We start from the raw sequence: 20,800 nt of genomic DNA on the forward strand, positions 1-20,800 counted from the left end.
TTCTGAATATTTAGCTTTTACTCTTGCACAAATATACTTTTATTGCAAGATTGTAATATAATAATATGCTATTATTATAATGGAGGTGAAATTTAAATGGAATGGATTAATAAATTTAATGAGGCTATTGCTTATATCGAAAAAAATATGGAGGGTAAAATTAATTTAGAGGAAGTAGCACGTATTGCTTGTTGTTCATTAACTCGTTTTCAAAGAATGTTTAATTTTGCTACAGATATGACTGTAGGAGAATATATACGAAATCGAAAAATGTCCCTTGCAGCTAATGATTTAAAAAATAGTGAGATAAAAGTTATTGACCTTGCCTTAAAATATGGATATGATTCACCGGAGGCTTTTACTAGAGCATTTCAAAATTTTCATGGTATGCCACCGACTACAGTACGTAAGTTAAGAATATCAACTGATTTTCAACCTATTACCTTTCAGATTAAAATTAATGGAGGGAATTTTAATATTGGAACAAAACCTATTTTACGGATAGAAGATTGCAGCAATAAACGAGTTATTTCATTTTTTGTAAATTGTCAAGGACCGGAAGAAGCTGCTGGTAATATGCTACGTGAATGGGCTCTTAAAAATTTAAGTGATTATACTGCTCGACGTTATGTAGGTTATGCTCCTAAAGGTCATCATCCAGAAGGTGTACATCATCAATCAGATGAACCAATCGGTTCTCATGAATATCTTATACAGATGTTTCTTTTAGGAGATGAAGAAAAAAACAGTAATTTTCATGGCGCAGATGTGGGTGATGGTCCTCAAGGACTGTACTTAGTTGGCGATGTATCCTTAAATGAATTTGATAGTAATGGTAACATAGACCTTGGTTCATCTATGCAAACTGCGTTTGGCATAATGTCGGAGAGCCTAAAAGATATGGGTAATTATGAGTTTGATTTTGGTCAAAGACGACATAGAGAAGAACAAATATTTTCTAATGAGTGGTGGATTAATACAAGTATTAAGGATGCCGGTTTACAAGGGTTTAAATTGTGGCTTCCTATTAAAAAAATATAATTTAATTAAGAGATAGATAATATGAGAATTGTTACCTATAATGAGAATGTATAAACATTCTCTGGCGTCTTTGCAGAGCGATACGTACATAAATAAATGTGATGTATTATCGTCATTTTATTTTATATTGGCATTTTAAAGCAATGATATAATGAAGAAAGTCTTGAAGCGGATAGGATTTTACGGAGGTATACTGATGAATGTTTTACTGGTAAATTGCAGCCCTGTAAAAAATGGTGCTACAGCCGAAATAATAAATATTGTAAACTCAATAATAGGAACAAAATATAGTATTAGAAACATTTGTATTGATGATTACGAAATAAAGTTCTGTCAAGGGTGCAGGACATGCCATAAAACAGCAAAATGCATACATAACGATGATGTGCTAAACGTTATCGAAGAATATTCCTGGGCGGATAGTATTATTTCAGTAGCTCCTTCTTATTGGGCAGATATACCGGGACAATTTAAGGCATTTATAGACAGATGCACACCCTGGTGTAATACACATGAACCACATGCAGTAATCGGTCAGGGGAAAAAGGGGTATAGTATTGCATTACGAACGGGTCCGAGTATGAGAGAGTGTAATAGAATAATAGAGAGTATAGAACACTTTTATGGTCACATGGAAATAATTCCAACAGCTAGCCTGGTATTATGCTCTGTGGAATATAAGGCCGATGTCGAAAGTAAGAGAAGTGAAATAGAAGAGTTTTGTAATAAAATTATGAAGGTTTAGATTTACAATTGTGTATAAAATATGGGAGGCGCTCGGTGTCTTTTGATCCCAAACTATCTTTTTCAAAAAAGATATGGTAGAATATCACAGAGGTGAAAATATGTATATTTTATCAAGTGATTTCGACGGTACTTTAACGCAGCAGGGTACTGTATCGGACAAGGACAAGGCTGCAATTGCAGCATGGCGGAAAGCCGGTAATCTTTTTGGTGTTAATACCGGCCGTGGTTACTGCGGTATAAAGGCAGAACTAGAACGCCATCAGGTAGATTTTGATTATCTTATATGTAACAATGGTGGTTTGATTTATGAAAATGATGCAAAACCCGTTGAACAGAAAACTGCAGACGGTGAGGTGCTTCCATCGCTGATTTCATTAATTTTGGAATCCGGAGGTTTTCATGCCGCAATCGGTCGAATAGAAATTGACAGGGAAGCCAGTTATTGGGTTAGTGAAAATGTGGATCGTAAACCAGGTCCGGAATTTACTCGGATTTTAATGGATGATTTGAAAGAGATTACGTATTTTACGCAGTTAAGCACCCAATATGAGAAAGAGGAACAGGCAAATAAATGTACGCAGCAAATCAATGAACTATTTGGCGGCAAGGTAACCGCTTTCCAAAACGGTGTTTGTATTGATATCGTTCCGGTTGGAGTTAATAAAGCCATGGGATTACTTCAATACATGCGTTTAAAGCAAATTCCGAAAGAGAATGTGTTGGTTATCGGAGATAATTTCAATGATCTGGACATGATTCTGGAATTCAATGGATTCAGTGTTAATTCCGGAAGACCCGAAGTCATTAATAAGGCGAGAAAATCCTTTGACAGCATCGCTGCACTTATCGGTGAATACATATAAATAATTACATGAGCGCTTCTCCTTACAGGAAAGGCGCTTTTATTCTGATGGAAATTTATGTTTATTTACCGGTTTTTATTTGATATAATAAGCAATAGATAAAGACATTCATAAAAAGTGAAATTAAAAGGAGCCAATATGAGCAACTCAGAAATTTATATTGATATAGACGAATTATTTCATAAATATAAGCTCGGAAATATAACTGAAGAACCCTCAAGTATTTCCGGTGGACTTTTGCATAAAATGTTTAAGGTAACTACGGAAACCAATAAATACGCTGTAAAATGGCTTAATCCCTCCATAATGCAGCGAAAAGGCGTAATGGAGAATATGATCAATTCAGAACGAATTGCATATGCCTTTTCCAAGCATTTACCGGTTATTGCTGCATTAAAGATTGATAATCAAATTGTCCTGCATTCTAATCAAAAGTATTATATGGTGTTTCATTGGATTGAGGGTACATCGGTTTTCCCGCCTTTCATCAGCGAAAAACATTGTTATGAAATAGGAAGCTCGTTAGGCAAAATCCATAGATTAAATATTGCTATACCGGAAGTAAAAAAACATGCGAACGAGTCTATCAGCTATAACTGGCAGCAGTATTTAGTAAAAGGAAAAGAGTTAAATGTCTTCTGGATTGACACTTATGCTGCAATGGTTGATAAATTAATATATTGGAACACTCTTAGTAATGAATCAAAAGCTAAATTATCTGAGTTTATGGTTATCAGCCACGGAGATTTAGATCCCAAAAATGTAATGTGGCATCAAGACAAACCATATTTCATTGATTGGGAAGCTGCGGGTTATGTAAATCCATATCAGGAGTTAATAGAAGTGTTAAATTATTGGGCCAATAATGGGAATGGTGAAATAGATAAAGTTAAATTCAATATTTTATTAAATGCTTATAATGAATCTATGAGTACAAAAACCGTTGACTGGGATTGTGTACTTAATAGTGGATATGCCGGTATGCTTGGTTGGTTAGAATACAATTTAAAACGGGCATTAGGAATTGAAAGTAATGACGAGAAAGAAAAAAAACTAGGGGTAGAGCAGGTAATTGGAACTATCAAAGAATTAGAAAGATATGATAATCAATTGGTTTTGTTAAAAAGATGGTTAAGTGAATAAAAATAATACAGAATACTGCTTGACTTTGACACCGTGTCGTACTTTATACTCATGATTGGAAGGAGGGAAAATCATGGAATTACTAACAATCAGCCAAGTCTCTAAAAATTTTAATATTTCAACCAGAATGCTTCGATATTATGAGAATGAGAATATTGGACTCATCGAAAGTCTGAGAAAAGATGATTATTCATATAGAGTTTATGATGATGTTAACATTCATAAATTGAGTCAAATCATCATATTACGTAAACTTCGTATTCCTGTAAAGCAAATTAATGAAATTTTGAACAGCAAAGATGCAGTTACTGCAATTGAGATATTCAAACATAATATAGAAGAACTAAATGGTGAGATATCAGCACTTTCTACTATTAAGTCAATACTTCTCAGTTTAGTAGAAACTTTACAGAAAAATGTTAATACACAATTAAAATTAAATAAAATTAATGAAGAAGCATTATTATCCATGATTGACTCCTTATCTCTATCAAAGAATTATATCGTGGAGGAAAAGTCAATGGACGATTTTGTAAAAGCAAGCAAAAAATTAACAGAGCTAAAAGATGTGCGGATTATATATCTTCCGCCAATGACAGTTGCATCAAGTCAACTCATCGAAGTGGATATGTTTTGAAATACCATCAGAAGAATTTTTTAGCAAATTTAGAGCAGATAATCTACAGCATACGCTTATCAAAAAGTTAGGTCATAATTTCAATGGTTCAGTATCAGGCCATTTTGATGTTTTTCTTGATGGTATCATTTTTGACGAAGAAAAAACAAAAGTAAATATGGTTCATTTTTGGATGCCAGTATTATGAGTATAGACAACAATTTCCCAAGCCATTGAATTCATTAAGAAGGACTAGATTTGATAAATCATGGTAGTGGAGACTTATGAAAATTATAGAGATAAAGATAGACAACCAATACACAAGAAAACTCGAGTTCATAATAACAAAAAATTATTTGGCGAAAGTATTAATGAAGGTCCTGGATTGTGCCGCCGGAACAGGAGAATGCATATGTTTGTTTAGTGATCCAATCTATAAGAAAAATTATCAGGAGGTTAACATGATAACAACTTTAGTTTTTGACTACGGCGGGGTACTTGCATATCCCAAGGCAGGTAATTGGTTTATAACTCAGAATACAAGAAAAATAATAGGGCTGCCAAATTATATGCGATGTTTTCTCAACTACAAGAAAATAGCAGCAGCTCTCGAAAAGGCCCTTAAATACTTGAATGATAACCATGTTTTACATACAGAACAAGATGAGTACCTGCAATTTATTGTATTCTATAAAATCTTTTTCAAATCAATGGGTTTTACAAAAGATATGACAAAAGAATGTCAAAAACTCGCATATGACATTGTTTACAATGATGACAAGGTTAAATTTTATGATGATGTTATTACTATGTTTACAGAGATTAAGAAAAATTATAAAATTGTGATTTTGTCTGATACATGGCCATCGTTGAAACGTATTCTAAAAAACAAAGGAATATTACCTATGTTAGACGGGCTTATCATGTCTTGCGATTATGGGGCAACGAAAGAAACAACAAAATTATTTGAAATTACTACACAAGAATTAAACCTAATACCAGAGGAATGTGTTTTTATAGATGATTCAATATCAAATTTAGAAAATGCGGAAAAAGCAGGATATAATCCGGTATTAATGGACCGAAACGATAAGATTACTACATCGAAATATCCATTGGCAAAAAACATTAGTGATGTAATAAAGCTAATTGGTGCCACTTTACCAGTATAAACTTATTGTTAAATCGAAACGATTGATATAATAAGGTTAAACAGATAGGAGGAGGGGATTAATGATTAATAATCATTTTACAGCAACAGGAATTGTATTTAATTCAAAAAAAGAAATACTGATGATACATCATAATAAACTGCACGTATGGTTACCGCCAGGTGGACATGTTGACGATAATGAATTACCTGATGATGCGGTATTACGCGAAATATTTGAGGAAACAGGAATTAGAGCTGAGATAATAAATAATAAAAGATCACTTCCATTAACGGACTGCAAGGAACTTGAAATACCATTTGTCATACTACTTGAAGATATGGAGGGAGATGGAACTCATAATCATATTGATATGATTTATCTCTGTAAAGCAATCAATGAGGATTATGTACCACAGGAAATCGAAGTGAATGGAATAGGTTGGTTTAGTTTTGAACAAATAAAAGAATTGAAAACATTTGATAATGTTATTAAAACAATTTCTCAAGCCGTTGAATTCATTAAGGAGGATTAGATTTGATAAATCATGTAGTGGAAACTTATGAAAATTATAGAGAAGAAGATAGATTAACAACCAATAACGCAAGAAAGATCGAGTTCATAACAACGAAAAAAATATTTGACGAAGTATTTAAAAATGAAATGAAAATCCTGGATTGTGCCGCCGGAACAGGAGAATACGCATTTTATTTATCGGAAAAGGGTCATGAGGTTACTGCCACAGACCTTACACCCAGACATATTGAAATAATGAATCAGAAATTAAAAGAGAAAAAACATAAGATAAATACTGCGGTATTAGATGCAACGGATATGAGTGTTTTCGGTGATGAATCATTTGATATTGTACTCAATATGGGACCTTTTTATCACTTAATAACGGAAAGCAAAAGACTAAAGTGTATTTCAGAATCACTCAGAGTACTAAAAAAAGGAGGTTTACTGGTTACAGCTTATATTCCAAGATATTCTGTATTTCAATACGTAGCTTTGAGTGATAAAAAATACTTAGATATGAACCTGGCAGATCAGCTAATTGATACCGGGGTCCTAAGACATGATGATGCCAATTGCTTTTGGACGGATACATATTATTCTAACCCGGATGAGATGGAAACGTTATACCAAGAGCATAACTTAGAAATAATAGAACATTTTGCACAAGATGGAATAACTCCATTTCTAAAAGAAAAAGTAGATGCACTTAATCCAACCGAATTTGAAATGTGGTGTGACTATCATTATCGTATATGCCGTGAAAAATCAATATTAGGAGCAAGTAATCATGTAATTATCATTGGACGCAAAAGATAAGATTAATTATTTTATAGCTGAGGTTCATGTAAAAATGTGTTCAAATACCCCTGCTGGAATATGTTGTAAATAAGAAAAGTGAATGATATAATAACTGAAAGGGAGGCCACATATTGATCCTTATACACTTTTTATTTGTGGCAGTTACACATCTGTAAACTGACGTGTACAAAATGGGTATGAAAATGGAATATCCGACAAATCAACATAAAGAATATATTGAATATATGACAGAGGAATGCACTAAGTATGGGCTGTCTTTACTTTTAGAGGGATCTTTAGCCAGGAATTTAGGTTCAAAATATTCAGATATAGATCTGGCAATGAGTGGGGATATAACAACTGAATTGATAGATAAAATCATCTCTGGGTATGATTTATTGATAATGTCCAATTATACAGAAAAACCCAAAGGAATATTTATATTAAATTATAAAAATGGAATTAACGTCGATTTAGACATCAGAGAAACATTTCTTTCAAATGAAATAGAATCAAATATTTTATTATGTAACAACGGTATTGTTATCGATGATATTTTGAAAAGAAAAGAAATAAATAGTGAAATGCTTCCTTCCAGACAGCAATGGTATAAAGTATTAAGATTGATTCATAGATGTTGTATTAAGTATTTATGTAATAAAGAAGAATATGCGATAGGATTATGCGCAGAGGTTAAACAAGCCCTATATGAATTATATAATATTAACCTAATAGATGGAAATATACTTAGTCAAATGAGGGAAGCACTGAAATTAATAACTGATAAAGAAAATGTAGATAATGAAATCATAGAATTATTTGATGATTTGCTTATAAAATGTAAACGGCGGGATCATTAATTCCTCGTTTTTTTTACATCATAATGATGTCAATAATAAAAAGAAATTTGAAATCTGTTATTTATAAAATATGAGGAGAAAGTTATGTTTGAGTTTAAAATTAATTTAAATGACGATGATTATTTTTTATTTAATCAATATCATTTATTAAATAGTCCTACCGGTAAAAAATCTTTGATGACGTTTAGATTTATTGTACCGTTTATATTTTTTATGTTCGTTATTATATTTTGTATTGCAGAAGCTGACTTATTATTGATCTTAATTGAAGCAATAATGATGGCGATTTTATCAATACTTTGGATTATTTTTAGTAAAAAAATATTGCAAAAATCAATGAAAAAAAGAATTAATAAAATGAAAAAAGAGGGAAGACTCCCATATAGCAACGAGGCAATATTGAAGTTCGATGACGAGAGTATACACGAAATAACACCAAAAACAGAAAGTAAAACGAACTACTCATTAATTGAAAAGGTTACTGTAACGGAAAAAGCTGTTTATATTTATTTTAGTTCTGTACAGGCATACATTCTTCCGGTGACTGCATTTTCGGAGGAAATGGAAAAACAAAAATTCCTGGAATTTATCAATTCGAAAGTTGATCATTTAAAGATTAAAAAAGGTATAACTTGCAATGAAGTATAATCTTGAATAAGCAAATAATATGTAATCCACTTGATTAATCTATATAGAAATTGCTGCTGAAATGGAACAAGAACATTTGTGAGGTGATTTAGTTGAATAAAACCATTGTTGAAGATTGGGAGTTTATAATTACTGTTACATCTGCAAAGCCATGCAGGATGGGTTATGAAGTCGGCGATACATTTTATTGTAAATATGAATGCCCATCAGGATTTTGTCCTAAAACTATGGCTGTTTTACATAGTTATTGTGAAGTAGCACGAGGTGGAGGAGATTATCAATTACTTGGTGGTAACGCCAAAAATGAAATTAATTTTGGGTGCGCTGACGGTACAGTCCAATTTAATTTAGTGGCGAAGAAGATAAACCTATAAAAGACTAAAAACCGTTATAGAGGAGTATTTATATGCGTAACATTTTCATAGAGGGAATTCCCGGAAGCGGGAAAAGTACATTACTCCGCGAATTACAGAAGAATCTTCCAGAGTATAAATTTTATTATGAAGGAGATATTTCTCCTATTGACCTTGCTTGGTGCGCTTATATGACATCTGAACAGTATAGTAAGGTTATGGTAGATTGGCCAGAATTAGAGATAAAAATTAAGAAAAATTCTAAAATTGAAGATAGTCATTATATCGTCTCATATACTCATATTCAAACGGATAAGCAAGAGTTTTATAGATATATGGAACAATATGAATTATACGGAGGACGTAGAAACATTCAAGATTTTAGCAAAATCATAATTGAAAGATTCCGTAGGTTCAATAGTGTTAGAAATGTTTTCGAATGCGCATTTTTTCAAAACATAATTGAAGAATTAATGCTGTTTGCCGAATATGATGATTCGCAGATTTTAGATTTTTACAGCAAAATGACACCTAATATATTAAATGATTTTTTGGTAATACGATTAATAAACGCCGATGTGGAAAATAGTATGAAACAGATAAAAGAAGAACGTATCAACGAGCAAGGTGAAGAAGTCTGGTATTCTTTAATGATGAATTATTTAAAGCAATCTCCTTATGGAAAATCTCATAACTATAATTCTTTCGATGATATGCTAACACATTTTAATAGAAGAATATCTATAGAAAAAAGAATATCAAAGGAGTTATTGCATAATCGATGTATTGATGTAGAAAGTAAAAATTATCAATTAAGAGATATTATTAATTTACTAAAGAATAAATAGAAATGTATTGAGAAGATGGAAGGTAAAGTACAATATATCAATTGATTTTTGATGGAAATCGTAATTCAATATCGTTTGTCTAATGAAATCCTGCATCACCTCACTAAAACAGAGGAGGGAGTGCGACGTAGTTAAATTGGGAGGATAAAAAATGCCAATAATTAAGGGGTTAGAAACCACATTCAATACCGTTTATTCCGAATATGACAAGTGGAGACCTACATATCCGAAAGAACTATATGAGGATATTTTTAATCTCATAGTAATTGATAAGTTAAGCAATGTACTTGAAATTGGGATAGGCACGGGACAAGCAACGTCGCCTTTACTTGAAACCGGTTGTAGCTTAACTGCTATTGAATTGGGTGACCAACTGGCGGAGTATTCAAAAGAAAAATTCAAAAAATATGAAAAGTTCCATGTGATAAACACGGCTTTTCAAAATTTTGAATGCCCAGCTAACTCATTTGACCTTATCTTTTCGGCATCAGCTTTTCACTGGATTCCGGAGAAAATAGGATATACTAAAGTATTCGATTTGTTAAAAAGCGGTGGTGTTTTTGCACGGTTTGCAAATCATCCGTATAAAGATAAAATACGAAATGAAATACACAATGCATTTGAAAAGATTTATTCAAAATATATGCCTGGATTATTAGCTGGCGTTGAATATAGTGAGGAAAATGCTAAAAATAGAGCTAATATAGCTTGCAGATATGGATTTACAGACATAAGTTACAAACTTTATCATAGGACTAGGACTTTTACAGCGAATGAATATACAAGGTTGTTAGGCACTTACTCAGACCACATTGCTATCGAAGAAACCACACGGAAGAAATTTTTTGATGAAATAAGAGAAGCTATAGATGTTAATGGAGGAATTATTACTCTTTACGATACTATAGATTTACAGCTTGCAAGGAAACCGTAAACACACCGATTCAATAAGGAGAATAAAACATGTGGTGTCATTATTTATATAACAACAATAGAATACGATAATAGATTAAATAGCCATGAATTTATTTTAAACGTATGCAAATCAGGCGTAGGTTTTTTTGTTGTATAATAAAGGAGACACTATAATGCAGATAGATAACAATATTATAAAGCATTACTTAAAAAATGTGATGTTTATTACAGGTACAGCATATGCCGGTAAGTCAACCATGGTAGCTTTACTGGCAGAAAAGTATGATTTGGTTCCATGCGGAGAAAATTATCATTCTCTGGTAGCAGATGCTATTAAAGTGCCGGAACGTCAGCCCAATTTGTGTTATTTTCAAACAATGAAAAATTGGCAGGAATTTTTGAATCGAACACCGGATGAATATGAAGAATGGATTCAGGGGTGTTCTCTGGAAGCAGCTGAATTTGAAGTAGCCGAATTAATTCGCATCTCTCAAAACCATCGTGTAATTGTGGACACAAATATACCGCTTGATATTTTACGTGATATAGCAGACTATCATCAAGTGGCAGTGATGCTGTCACCGCAGGAAATGTCAGTTGAGAAGTTTTTTGACCGTGATGATCCTGACAAGGCATTTATAAAAGAGCAGATTATGAAAGCAGAAGATCCCCAAAAAACAATGGAGAATTTTAAAGCTTGTCTGGCTAAATTGAATAGTAAAAAGCATTATGATGAATTTGCTAAGAGTGGATTTTTTACTATAGTAAGAACAGACGCTAAGACAGATACCAAGGAAGAAACTTTAAAAATACTGGCAACTCATTTTAGACTTTATTCCCTATACAAAGAGGAGAAATAATGGCTTCAAGATTAATACACTATCTAATTGCTGAAGAAATTACAAAAATTAATAATCAGATAAATAGAGACAGATTTGTATACGGTTCGTTATTACCGGATTTATCATTACATGAAGATGGAAGTTATGATAGGGCCCATTATGGCGAAAATCATAATGAAAGAGAATTAAAAGGAATTAATTGGCATAAATTTAGAGATAAATATTATCTTAATATGAATAATGATGCACTCTATTTAGGATATTATTGTCATTTAATAATGGATGCTTTATGGTTTTCGAAAATCGCAGAGAAGTACATTCGTATTCATCCATATCCGGAAAGAAATATTTATTATCAAAAAAGTTATGAGGATTATAGAATTCTTAATTATCTTTTATCCAAAGAATACGACTTAAAATATCACATATTAATTTTAGATACTGATATCGAAGAAATCAATTTATCATTTCGCGACACTTTCTTCGAGGGATTAAAAGAAGAAATAACCAATTCAGATACAGCACACAAGAAAGATTTAAAACTGTATCCATATGATGTAATCCATGAATATATTAAGCAAGCCAGGGATTTGTGTATAAATGAATTAAAAGTTTTTAAGGAAGGAAAAGATTTCATAAACCCAAGCATTTTTTATAGAAAATAGGAAGATTATAACCTAGTTCTTTAGAAAAGGAAACAGTTCACAAGTTAGATAAGTCATAGCGAATGGGTGAAGTACATAAAACTTCTTGATTCTATTAGAACTTATTAAGTACGGAGGTTGAAATGATTGAAATAAAGACAGAAAGATTACGTGTTAGGAGTGTTACTATTAATGATTTTACAAAGTTTGTTGATTTGGAAGGAAGATTAGAAAGCTATCAATACGAAAGTAGTTGTCCATTATCTTTAGAAGATAGTAAAAGGATTTTTGATAAGTATATCACAGATACTTGTGATTTTCCCAATTCAGGTTCTGCAATGTTAAGTATTATAGATGGGCAGGATTTATTTGCCGGAGAAATTCATATTAAGTGCAATTGGGCAGAAATGAAAGAATGGGAAATCGGATATAAATTACTTAAGGAATTCTGGAACAATGGATATGCTACTGAGGCGGTAAAAGCAGTAGCTATATATTTATTTGAACAGATACAGATACATAAGCTTATTGCTTTTGCTAATAGTGATAATATGAAAAGTGAACATGTTTTACAAAGAATTGGTATGAAAAAAGAAGGCCATCTACGAGAAGCACGGATTGTAAATGGAGAATATAAAGATGAATTAGTATATGCGATGCTCAAATGTGATTTGACAGAAAATATATAAACAAGGATTGGGTGCGGAACACATTTCATGCTTTGAGAATTTCGTCAGAAGGACTTTATTAAGGAGGCTTCTGGCGATTTTTCGTTTCCGGAGTTTTTAGTACCAGTGAATTCGGTATTTCTCATACGGCTTAACCAAACACGAAATTATTACAAGTATTTTGATTTTATCGCTTAATGCAATGTGTAATCCTATAAATTTATAGGCAGAAATTAACATAAATGTTACAATGGAAGAAGTCAATGAGCGATGCAGAAAATTGAATGATAGGATTATTAACAAAAGAGTGGAAATTCATATTAAGTGTATTTTATAAAATAAATTAAAATAATTGTAACGAAAACAAATTTTTCTGCACTTATATTCTGAGGAGGCGAAAAAATGGATAGGCAGAATTTGGAGGAAGTATATAATGAAAATGCATCTGCTGTATATAAATATTTATTGTGCCTGACCCATGATGTCTATTTGGCAGAAGAATTGACCCAGGAAACTTTTTATCAGGCTGCAAAAGGAATTCATAACTTTAGGGGTGATTGCAAAATTTCTGTCTGGCTGTGTCAGATAGCGAAAAGATTGTGGTATAAGGAACTGAAAAAAGAAGAATATGTTCCGCTGGATGAAATCGAAGAACCGCAGGCGAATATTAATTTAGAAAAGCAATACCTTATGAACATGGATAAAGTTGAGCTTTATAAATTGTTACATACGCTTGATGAGGCTTCAAAAGAAGTGGTTTATTTAAGACTCACAGGAGAACTGAGCTTTTCTGAAATCGGTGATATCATGGGTAAAACGGAAAACTGGGCAAGAGTTACGTTTTATCGAGGAAAACAAAAAATTGTGAAAGGAAAAAATAAAAATGGATAGGGATATTTCATGTTGTATTATAAAGGATTTATTACCAAACTATGTAGACCGGCTTACCAGTGAAGAAACAAATAATATTATAGAAAATCACTTAAAAACTTGCAGCGTTTGTTCCAAAGAACGTGATGAAATGATGGAGCAGGTGGAGATAGAGCAGGACACAAAAGCTAAAAATCAAAGCTTTAAACAATATTTAAGCAAAACAAAAATGATGTATTTATTAAAGGGAGCTTTGCTGTCTTTTGGTATAATTGGGATTATAGTTACTTTTATTGTAGATTTAGCGGTAAATAAGAGGCTTAGCTGGTCGCTGATAGTAGATATGGGAATATTGTATTCTTATTCTGTTGGTCTGACAGCTGTAATGAGCAAAAAGCAAAAAGGTATCAAAGCGTTTGCAGTAGGGAGTATCTTGGTATTGCCCATGCTTCATGGTATTGAGTATGTAATTAACATAAATTATATGACTGAGCCTGTCTCTTGGTTCAGTAGATATGCTCTTCCGATTACGGTTATATGGCTGGCTATTTTATGGATTACAGTACTGATTAAAAAAATTATAAAATTGAACATTTGGAATGTTCTTGGAGTACTATTAATTATGACAATTTTTGGCTCGGTTCTCACCGATTCTATAGCGCAGCAGATATCGGTAAAGCAGGTATATACCTCAGGATATGAGTGGATTGATTCTATTTCTTATGCAGCTTGTGCGCTCCTCTTTTTTATTATTGGTACTATCCGAAAAAATAGAAATAGATTGCATTAAGCAGAAAAAATGATAATAAAATAATTATTTTGGTGTTGATATTATGTTCTACCAGTACCAGTACCAGTACCAGTTGGCAGATGTTATATTCTTCCAACTGGGTATTGACTTATTATTCCAATCTAAGTATAATCTGATAAAAGGGACATCCATAATTTTCTAATAATTAGTAAATCGGAGGAGTATATGAAAATTGGTGAAGTAGGATTATTATCGAACGATGTTGTTAAGCTTGCGGATTTTTACAAAACTTTTCTAGGGATTGATAATGGAAGTAATGATGAGGTACATCAGACATTAATCGCTGAAGAAACTATGCTGACAATATACAATGATAATTCAGTAAAGAGGAACGATAATCAGAATATATGCCTCGCATTTACAGTTGCAGATATTGATGAAGAATATAATAAGCTTATGAAATTAGGTGTAGAAATAATCGAAAAACCGACAACACGTCCGTGGGGTGTCAGAAACATGAGCTTTTATGACCCTGATAATAATATAATTTACTTACGAAGTTTTATAAAGTAAATAATTGTACACTAATTAATGATGTTAATGACATCCCTTGGAACTTGTAAGATAAATGGAGAAAAAAGAATGATATTAATCACGCCGAATTTTAATTTCAATGGCCGTTGTGAAGAAGCTATTAATTTATACCAAAAAGCCTTTAATGCCAAACTGAATTGTCTGGTAAGATATTCTGACGCTGATAAAAGAGATTGGGATAAAGAATTAGATTCTATAAAGTCTAAGTATATCTACCATTCAGAGCTTTTGATAGGTAATCAGAGAATTATGATGTGTGATAATATGGATGTTGATTTGGTAAAAAGCACTTCATTATCACTGACTGTTACGTTTGATACTAGTACCGAGGTAAAAAATGCATATGAAACTTTAAAGGAGGGGAGTACTACTATATATCCGATACATAGTACCACATATAGCTCCTGTGAAGTTGTTTTTATTGATAAATTTGGTTTCCGCTGGGGATTAATGACAGAGCAAACGGAATGCTGATATTAAACCATATATTTTCTGTAAAAAGATGCATCACAGCTTAACTTAATTAGTTAACGTATGAGGCATCTTTTTATTGAATTTGAAAGTGTTAAGTTGAGTAAATAAGGAGGAAATAAAATGGAAGTTATGTTGGGAATATTTTTATTTGTAATAGGTGCGTTAATGCTAGTAAAGCCTAAGTCAGTTTGGAGAATTGCAGAATCATGGAAATTAAAAACATTTGCAGAACCAACGGATCTGTATATTATACTGATACGAATAGCCGGTTGTATATTAGTTATAGGCGGCATATTTGCCATTTTACAGATGTAAAATAAAGGGATTATTAAATATTTAACTAATAGGAATATAATGGTGTGGCTTGAATCAGGGAAATATTATAATTTAATCTAAAGGGTGGTAAGAAATGGAGGAACTAAATTTTATAGCATTATCAAACGAAATTGAAGAAATACTTAAGTCCCAGGAAAATATTGTCCTTGCAACGTGTGCAAATAACCATGTTACAGCGCGAATAATAAATCATATTAATGATGGTTTGACAATTTTATTTTCAACAAGCAGGAATAGCGAAAAAGTTGAACAAATAGAGCAGAATCCTTATGTAGCATTGGCAATTGGCAATTTAAAAATTGAAGCAGTTGCTGAACTTTTTGGTCATCCAAAAGGTCATTCTTTATTTCTAAAAGAGTATCCTAAAAAATTCCCTTATCTAGGCGAAATATATCCGGAAAATCCTAATGATTTACTGATTATTGCACATCCAGTGAAGATATCACTTTTTAAGTTTATGGGTAAACCATGTGAGGATGTCTTAGAAATGAAGAATAAACGAGCTTATCGTAGAGAACTAAATTAACGTTTCCAATAAGCGCTATAGAGTTCATGAACCCAAAAGTTTTTACGCTAATGAGGAGCATAATCATGGAGGAAAATGAAAGAAAAAACGATGACTTACACATAAATGCAGTTGAAGGTACCTTTACTTATAGAGCTTTTTAATTGGCACTTATGATGAAGCGGGCAATGTTAATTTTGCGCCAATAACCTGGCTAAGCGTTACTTGGGATACTGACCACTATATGCTTGTAATTAGTATGTTTGGTACAAAAAAAACGAAACGAAATGCAGCTAAAACGAAACAACTATCAGCTAATCTGGTGAGTACAAACATGCTGTATTTAATGGATTATTTCGGAAGCAATTCCGGTAATAACGGAGCAAAAGATAAGCTGACATATGACTATAGTAATGGTGAAGTCTTACATGTACCTACACTTGACTTAAGTAAATGGGTATATGAATGCGAGGTAAAAACAATTGTGCAAACAGGAGATTCTGACACTTTTTTCTGTGATATTAAAAATGTTCAAATTGACAGAGATATAGATATTACTGACGGAATCGATTTGACAGTTTTTGACCCGGTGGTATATTCAGGACAGTATCATTCCATAGGTAAAAATTTAGGAAAAATCGGTGATTACCTTAAAAAAGATTAGGTTTTTAATAAAACCAACGGAAAGATAAACTGTATAGAACAAAATAATACCAGGAGAGATATTGTATTGGCTAAAAAACTGATTTTTATTTGCGGACCTAATGGGGTAGGTAAATCGACAACCGGCAGAGAGCTTATCCGTTATATAGATCATTCTGCATTTGTAGATAGTGATTTATGTGCATTAAGAAACCCCTTTCTGGATACGGAAGGGATAGATATTGGAAAGCAATTTATGCAATTCATGCTAACGAAATATTTGGAAAGCTCTTTATATGAAAGTATCGTCTGGGCATATGGTTTTCATGCTCATAGAAAAGCTAACTTTACGGAAATTATGAAAGAATTAAGATCGTTGAATATTAAATTTGATTTTATACCTATTATATTAACTTGTGATCTGGGTGAAAATATTAAGCGAATGAAATGTGACAATAGAGATGAGGCAAGAATTGAAAGAGCAATCAAAAATACAAGAATGATATACGATAACTACCCCTTTGCCAGCATTAATACAACTAATATGACATTGAAAGAAACGGCTTATGAAATAAAAAAAATAGTGGAGGATGTACAGAATATATTTGATGAAAAAATAATCTAAACCTCCCCTACGAAGAATGAAACGAAAGCCCCAAACCTAATGGAGATTTTATATGATAAAGGTTTATCAAAATATTAAGATAAAAAATACATCAAATATAATAAATGATAAATGTCCAAGTTTTTCTGGTATTATAAGTCAAGAATGTTAAGGAAATTTGTGGGTAAATAATCTTGAAGTACCAACAATAGCAATAGCTGAATCCTATGCAGTAGGGAGTTTTGCATTCCTTGGTATATATAATACCGAAGGAGAATTTTTAAAATTAAAAGATTTTATAGAAGCTGAATTATTTAATGAGTTAAAGAAAAAGGGGTATCCGTGTTTTGAATTTTCAGTTGAGAGTGAAAATATTCGAAAATATATTTTAGAAATATTTAAAGATAAAACAATTCAAACCGAAAAGGAATTTTCTTTCAGGATTAATACATTACCTGCAAACAACCAGGATATTCCAAAGGAATATAAAATATTAAAAGTAGACTCTTTATTTTGGAAGATGTTATCTGATGGTAACTATGAAAATGAAAATTTCCTAAAAAATAGGTTGCTGGAATCTTGGTATTCATTTGAAGAATTTGAAAATAAAAGTATTGCGTATTGTACTATTTTCGATAATAGAATTATTGCAGTTATGGTTGGTACGGCAAGCTTTCATAATATAATACCGATAGACATTGAAACAGAGGTAGAGCATAGGAGAAAGGGATTAGCTTATGCCATGGCGGTAAATTTTATAGCGGAGTGCTTAAGGAGCAAGTATACTCCGCAATGGGATTGTGTTGAATCAAATCTAAATTCATATAATATGGCCATAAAATTAGGGTTTAAGAAAATGAATGAAAATACAGTTTATTGGTTTGATATATAATACAATTTATATTTCCGGCTCTGTCAACCGTTTTTGAAAATGTCCTCAAAAAGTTTAAACATAAGCACCAGATTTCTGGTGCTTAGTTTTAAATAGTACTTTAGGAGAAAATCCATAGCTCAGTCGGTATTTGGATAACCTTAATAAACCTACAGACTTCGAAATATCAGTTAAGCTACATCTTTTCTATGTAATTGACTTTTAGCGTACTTTTCAAATGATGCCTGCTTCCAAGGATGGTTCATAGGAGGTATGTATTTCTTTTTTGGTAATTCCGGAATGGTCGCTAAATCAAATGCTTTTGAAGAAAGCTTGTGTTCCGGAAGTAACTCAAGTGCATAAACCTGCTCACCAATACAACTAAAAAGTTCACCATTGAATGATCTAATTACCATTGCTGTGGTGCCCTTACGATGGTGTACAGCGATTCCTTGACTGTTTACAGGAAGATAGTATTCATTTTGATATTTCAGGCAACTTCCGTTATCTATCTTTCTAGAAGATAATACCGCCAACGTCAGATTGATTTTATCACTATCTGGTTGCATTTCGAACACAGATTTGATACTATCAATAGGTAAAGCGAACTGCTTATTAAATTTCTTTATATAGGTGTGGAGAAATTGATTGGCTTGCTGAATGCTGGTTACATTCGCAAGTCGGAGTTCAACAGGAAGGCGGGATTGAAGAGTGCCAAACATTCTTTCAACCCGCCCTTTTGCTTGTGCAACGCTGGAAGTACGAATGTCGATTCCTAATTGTTTGCAGGCATAACCAAACTGAGTAAAGGTATCTTTCTCTAAAGAGGTTTCATGCTTCTTTTTATACTCAAATACAGTTCGGTTGTCAGTAAAAAATTGATATGGAATGCCATAATTACTAAGAACCTGATAGAGAACATGATAATAGCCATTTAATGTTTCTTGTTCATCAAAGTAGGCGCCAACAATCTGCCCTGTGGCATCATCAACGGCGATGTGGAGTTGTGTTTTGAATTGCCCAAACCAAAGGTGTAGGGACGCATCCATTTGAAGCATTTCACCGAAATACGCGCATCTAGGATGCCTAGGATGCGAATCCTCCAGATCCATGATGGAACTTTGAATAATAGCTGCTTTCTTTTTAGACTTAGTCTTTGATTGAATAGCCTTTAGTGCTTTTTTTACCGCTTTCTTGGAAGAACGGTTTGCTTTAGGAGAAAGGATGTATTCCTTTCTAAGAATAGAAGTAATGGCACTGACAGATACACTGATATGTTCTTTTTCTTTGAGAAGTTCAGAGTAATGGGTCAGATTGCAGTCACTGTACTTGGTACGATATAAGTCCAAGATTAACTGTTTTGTATCTGTAGGAAGAGTAATGGCCGGCTGTCGCCCTCGGTTACCATGAATAAAGAAAGACTTACCTTGTTCTTGATAGCCCTTTATTAAGCGATTGATGTGTCGATCTGAACAACCTATTTTAAGAGCAGCTGTTTTCTTATTACCATTTGTGTCTACGAGTTTTTTAATGACCTCGTACTTTTGGTTTTCGTCCATTGTTAGTAATACCTTTCTGATTGTGTCCACCTCATTTCTAAGTCATGAGGTTCTATTATAATATATGAACGACTAATTGGGACATAATCATTTGTGGTACACTAAGACATTATCATAAATGAATCATATATATAATACAATTTATATTTCCGGCTCTTGACTTTATTATTAAAATGTAGTATTTTAATAAAAACAGATAATAAAAGCAATGAAAAGAAAAGTAAGCAATGGAATATGTTACAGAGAGCTTTTATGGTGAGAGAAAGCACAGAATACATTGCCCAAAATGGTCTTGGAGCCGCGTACCGACTACAGTTATTGTATAGGCTACGATGGGAGTGCCCATTACAGCACCAGAGTATCGAAGTTAATTCCGTACTTGAAGAGGTCTATATTGTGAGATGTAGATAAATTAAGGTGGTATCACGAAGCAGATTAGCTATCGTCCTTGAAATATAAGCAAAGGAGGGTAGTTTTTTTATTATTCATTATTGGTAAATTGGAGGTCTAAATAATGTTAATAAGAAGATTTGAAAATAGTGATGCACAATATGTTGCCGAAATAATAAATCGAAATTTTTTTGAAGTTAATATTAAAAACTATTCAAAAGAAGAGTTAAATGCCAGACTTTTTAACGAAGAAAAAGTAAGGACAATTGCCGAATATTCTCACATGTATGTTTGTTACAGTGATAAGGAGATTGTTGGCTGCGGAGCAATATCTAATAATTGGGGAAGTATAGATGAAAGTGTTCTATTAACCATTTTTGTAAAACCGGAACTTCGAAAAAATGGAATTGGTAAAGTAATAATCGAAAACTTGGAACATGATGAATTATTTTTACGTGCTAAAAAAATAGAAATTTCGTCATCAATAACTGCATGTGAATTTTATTTTAAAATGGGGTATCACTATAAAAAGTATTGAAATAAGTAGA

General features: G+C 32.5%; 27 protein-coding genes and 1 other annotated feature. Of the genes, 26 read left to right on the forward strand and 1 reads right to left on the reverse strand.

Annotated elements, in window-relative coordinates; all coding sequences use genetic code 11:
• Positions 1–96: 96 nt before the first annotated feature.
• The 25 genes from RBU59_RS25820 (at position 97) to RBU59_RS25940 (ending at position 18,324) form a co-directional block, all read left to right on the forward strand.
• Positions 97–1,041 (forward strand): helix-turn-helix transcriptional regulator, encoded by a 945-nt coding sequence (locus RBU59_RS25820; RefSeq protein WP_308145347.1) that lies wholly within the window; start codon positions 97–99, stop codon positions 1,039–1,041.
• A gap of 196 nt (positions 1,042–1,237) precedes the next feature.
• Complete coding sequence (locus RBU59_RS25825; RefSeq protein WP_308145348.1) at positions 1,238–1,786, forward strand: flavodoxin family protein; 549 nt, start codon at positions 1,238–1,240, stop codon at positions 1,784–1,786.
• Positions 1,787–1,886: 100 nt separating this feature from the next.
• Entirely contained in the window at positions 1,887–2,651 is a 765-nt protein-coding gene (locus RBU59_RS25830) for an HAD-IIB family hydrolase (RefSeq protein WP_308145349.1), read from the forward strand.
• Between the two features lie 138 nt (positions 2,652–2,789).
• On the forward strand, positions 2,790–3,794 hold the full coding sequence (locus RBU59_RS25835; protein ID WP_308145350.1) for a phosphotransferase: 1,005 nt from the start codon (positions 2,790–2,792) through the stop codon (positions 3,792–3,794).
• A gap of 73 nt (positions 3,795–3,867) precedes the next feature.
• Positions 3,868–4,431, forward strand: a complete 564-nt coding sequence (locus tag RBU59_RS25840) for a MerR family transcriptional regulator (RefSeq protein ID WP_308145351.1) — start codon at positions 3,868–3,870, stop codon at positions 4,429–4,431.
• A 263-nt stretch (positions 4,432–4,694) separates the two neighbouring features.
• The gene (locus RBU59_RS25845) at positions 4,695–5,582 is read left to right on the forward strand and encodes an HAD-IA family hydrolase (RefSeq protein ID WP_308145352.1); all 888 of its coding nucleotides are present in this window, start codon (positions 4,695–4,697) and stop codon (positions 5,580–5,582) included.
• Between the two features lie 61 nt (positions 5,583–5,643).
• Positions 5,644–6,096 carry an NUDIX hydrolase gene (locus tag RBU59_RS25850; protein WP_308145353.1) on the forward strand — a complete coding sequence of 151 codons (453 nt, stop codon included), beginning with the start codon at positions 5,644–5,646 and terminating at the stop codon, positions 6,094–6,096.
• Positions 6,097–6,098: 2 nt separating this feature from the next.
• Positions 6,099–6,896 (forward strand): class I SAM-dependent methyltransferase, encoded by a 798-nt coding sequence (locus RBU59_RS25855; protein WP_308145354.1) that lies wholly within the window; start codon positions 6,099–6,101, stop codon positions 6,894–6,896.
• Positions 6,897–7,069: 173 nt separating this feature from the next.
• Entirely contained in the window at positions 7,070–7,738 is a 669-nt protein-coding gene (locus tag RBU59_RS25860) for a hypothetical protein (protein WP_308145355.1), read from the forward strand.
• Positions 7,739–7,822: 84 nt separating this feature from the next.
• Positions 7,823–8,386, forward strand: a complete 564-nt coding sequence (locus RBU59_RS25865) for a YcxB family protein (protein ID WP_308145356.1) — start codon at positions 7,823–7,825, stop codon at positions 8,384–8,386.
• Between the two features lie 92 nt (positions 8,387–8,478).
• Positions 8,479–8,760, forward strand: coding sequence for a TIGR04076 family protein (locus RBU59_RS25870; RefSeq protein ID WP_308145357.1), 282 nt, complete (start codon positions 8,479–8,481; stop codon positions 8,758–8,760).
• A 32-nt stretch (positions 8,761–8,792) separates the two neighbouring features.
• Positions 8,793–9,587, forward strand: coding sequence for a hypothetical protein (locus RBU59_RS25875; protein ID WP_308145358.1), 795 nt, complete (start codon positions 8,793–8,795; stop codon positions 9,585–9,587).
• 151 nt (positions 9,588–9,738) lie between these two features.
• The gene (locus tag RBU59_RS25880) at positions 9,739–10,521 is read left to right on the forward strand and encodes a class I SAM-dependent methyltransferase (protein WP_308145359.1); all 783 of its coding nucleotides are present in this window, start codon (positions 9,739–9,741) and stop codon (positions 10,519–10,521) included.
• 154 nt (positions 10,522–10,675) lie between these two features.
• The gene (locus tag RBU59_RS25885) at positions 10,676–11,362 is read left to right on the forward strand and encodes a hypothetical protein (RefSeq protein WP_308145360.1); all 687 of its coding nucleotides are present in this window, start codon (positions 10,676–10,678) and stop codon (positions 11,360–11,362) included.
• Positions 11,362–12,009, forward strand: a complete 648-nt coding sequence (locus RBU59_RS25890) for a zinc dependent phospholipase C family protein (RefSeq protein WP_308145361.1) — start codon at positions 11,362–11,364, stop codon at positions 12,007–12,009. The genes RBU59_RS25885 and RBU59_RS25890 overlap by 1 nt, the downstream gene beginning before the upstream one ends.
• Positions 12,010–12,131: 122 nt before the next feature.
• A complete protein-coding gene (locus RBU59_RS25895) occupies positions 12,132–12,677 on the forward strand; it encodes a GNAT family N-acetyltransferase (protein ID WP_308145362.1) in 546 nt (181 codons plus the stop codon).
• A gap of 381 nt (positions 12,678–13,058) precedes the next feature.
• The gene (locus tag RBU59_RS25900) at positions 13,059–13,547 is read left to right on the forward strand and encodes an RNA polymerase sigma factor (RefSeq protein ID WP_308145363.1); all 489 of its coding nucleotides are present in this window, start codon (positions 13,059–13,061) and stop codon (positions 13,545–13,547) included.
• On the forward strand, positions 13,540–14,316 hold the full coding sequence (locus tag RBU59_RS25905; RefSeq protein WP_308145364.1) for a zf-HC2 domain-containing protein: 777 nt from the start codon (positions 13,540–13,542) through the stop codon (positions 14,314–14,316). The genes RBU59_RS25900 and RBU59_RS25905 overlap by 8 nt, the downstream gene beginning before the upstream one ends.
• 186 nt (positions 14,317–14,502) lie before the next feature.
• Positions 14,503–14,850 carry a VOC family protein gene (locus RBU59_RS25910; protein ID WP_308145365.1) on the forward strand — a complete coding sequence of 116 codons (348 nt, stop codon included), beginning with the start codon at positions 14,503–14,505 and terminating at the stop codon, positions 14,848–14,850.
• Between the two features lie 69 nt (positions 14,851–14,919).
• Positions 14,920–15,345, forward strand: a complete 426-nt coding sequence (locus RBU59_RS25915; protein ID WP_308145366.1) for a VOC family protein — start codon at positions 14,920–14,922, stop codon at positions 15,343–15,345.
• A gap of 120 nt (positions 15,346–15,465) precedes the next feature.
• On the forward strand, positions 15,466–15,660 hold the full coding sequence (locus tag RBU59_RS25920) for a DUF6199 family natural product biosynthesis protein (RefSeq protein WP_308145367.1): 195 nt from the start codon (positions 15,466–15,468) through the stop codon (positions 15,658–15,660).
• A 94-nt stretch (positions 15,661–15,754) separates the two neighbouring features.
• On the forward strand, positions 15,755–16,207 hold the full coding sequence (locus RBU59_RS25925; RefSeq protein ID WP_308145368.1) for a pyridoxamine 5'-phosphate oxidase family protein: 453 nt from the start codon (positions 15,755–15,757) through the stop codon (positions 16,205–16,207).
• Between the two features lie 142 nt (positions 16,208–16,349).
• On the forward strand, positions 16,350–16,850 hold the full coding sequence (locus RBU59_RS25930) for a flavin reductase family protein (RefSeq protein WP_308148643.1): 501 nt from the start codon (positions 16,350–16,352) through the stop codon (positions 16,848–16,850).
• A gap of 66 nt (positions 16,851–16,916) precedes the next feature.
• Positions 16,917–17,453 (forward strand): Rab family GTPase, encoded by a 537-nt coding sequence (locus RBU59_RS25935; RefSeq protein WP_308145369.1) that lies wholly within the window; start codon positions 16,917–16,919, stop codon positions 17,451–17,453.
• Positions 17,454–17,610: 157 nt separating this feature from the next.
• Positions 17,611–18,324 carry a GNAT family N-acetyltransferase gene (locus RBU59_RS25940; protein ID WP_308145370.1) on the forward strand — a complete coding sequence of 238 codons (714 nt, stop codon included), beginning with the start codon at positions 17,611–17,613 and terminating at the stop codon, positions 18,322–18,324.
• Positions 18,325–18,494: 170 nt separating this feature from the next.
• On the opposite strand, the gene RBU59_RS25945 is transcribed toward RBU59_RS25940, so the two are convergent.
• Entirely contained in the window at positions 18,495–19,862 is a 1,368-nt protein-coding gene (locus RBU59_RS25945) for an ISNCY family transposase (RefSeq protein WP_308143379.1), read from the reverse strand.
• 199 nt (positions 19,863–20,061) lie between these two features.
• Positions 20,062–20,315: a binding site (T-box leader), on the forward strand.
• Between the two features lie 61 nt (positions 20,316–20,376).
• On the opposite strand from RBU59_RS25945, the gene RBU59_RS25950 reads away from it, so the two are divergent.
• Positions 20,377–20,790 (forward strand): GNAT family N-acetyltransferase, encoded by a 414-nt coding sequence (locus RBU59_RS25950; RefSeq protein ID WP_308145371.1) that lies wholly within the window; start codon positions 20,377–20,379, stop codon positions 20,788–20,790.
• Positions 20,791–20,800: the final 10 nt, after the last annotated feature.

It is taken from the genome of Anaerocolumna sp. MB42-C2, from assembly GCF_030913705.1.
GTDB lineage: Bacteria > Bacillota > Clostridia > Lachnospirales > Lachnospiraceae > Anaerocolumna.